The organism is Kitasatospora sp. NPDC127060 (genome assembly GCF_042724935.1).
Lineage (GTDB): Bacteria > Actinomycetota > Actinomycetes > Streptomycetales > Streptomycetaceae > Kitasatospora.
The window spans coordinates 1-1119 of sequence record NZ_JBHXEG010000202.1 but is presented as its reverse complement, the minus strand read 5'-3'; the positions used below and the strand labels follow the sequence as shown (position 1 = coordinate 1119).

At 68.9% G+C, this 1119-nt stretch carries 2 pseudogenes; both read right to left on the bottom strand.

The features are described from left to right. Positions 1-667 (bottom strand): annotated as a pseudogene (locus ACFWIS_RS40720) (hypothetical protein); the annotation flags it as partial. 134 nt (positions 668-801) lie between these two features. After that, positions 802-1119 (bottom strand): annotated as a pseudogene (locus tag ACFWIS_RS40715) (hypothetical protein); the annotation flags it as partial.

The following is a 1119-nucleotide window of genomic DNA, read 5'->3' as shown; positions in this document are numbered from 1 at the left end:
CCGTCGACCACAACTGCCCATCCGAACCCACGATGTTCAGATGCACCTGATTGCCGATCGCCGACGCCGTGACCATCGAACCCGGAGCCGACGGCGCCGTCGCCGACAGGGCGTCGACGATGCGCTGGGCGTCGGCGGCCTGGGGCTGGTAAGCGTCGGGGAAGGCCGAGACCTGGACCTTCTGGCAGACGACACCGATGGGCTGGTCCTGCCACGAGCCGTTGGGGTAGGCGCTGAGCATCGCGTCGAGGAACTTGTTGGTGGCGTAGGCCGGGTCGAGCCGCTGGTCGTACGAGCCCCACCAGGTCTGCTGCTGGAACAACCCGACGCTGGTGTGGTCGAGCACGTTCGGGTTGTTGCGCAGCTCGGACTCCACGATGGCGGTGGTGACCGCGATGACGGCGGCCCGGTCGGGCAGGTTCCGGGAGCGGACGGTGTCGACTATCGCCCGTGCGCAGGACATCCGGTAGGCGGTCATCGCGTTGGCCAGCTTCCCGGTCAACACCTTGTTGAGGCCGACCGCGGTCGTGGAGTCGGCGTCGGTTACGGTCCCACAAGTCCGGTCCGGCAGCGCGGCATAGGCCGGGGAGGAGGCCACGACCGCGGGTACGACCAGGGCGGCCGCGGTCGCGAGGGCGGGGAGAATCGTACGGAGGCGGTTCTTCATCGGAGCAACTGCCCTTTCCAGAAGGCATGCAGAGGTTTCGGTGCACCGTGTCGATGCGCTCGGGGCCACATCGGCGCCGAGCCGGGGCCAGGGGCAGGCCCGGTCGGCGTGGACCGGACCTGCCTGAACGCTGATCAGCTCGTGGACGCGACCGCGTCGCCGGGGACGTCGACCCAGGCGCCGCTCCACCGACCGGCGGTGTAGTCCGCGCCCATCGTGTAGACCCGGCCGTTCGAGCCGGTCGTGAACAGCTGCATGGTGTTGCCGACGACCGTGCTGGTCAGCGACTTCAGCCCGGACCCGCCCAACGGCGCCCACTTACCCGACCACGACCCGGCCCCGTAATCACCGTCCGTGGACCAGAGTTGACCATCCGAACCGATGATGTTCAGGTGCACCTGATTCCCGATCGCCGACGCCGTGACCGCGGTCGCACCACCCGCATCACCCGG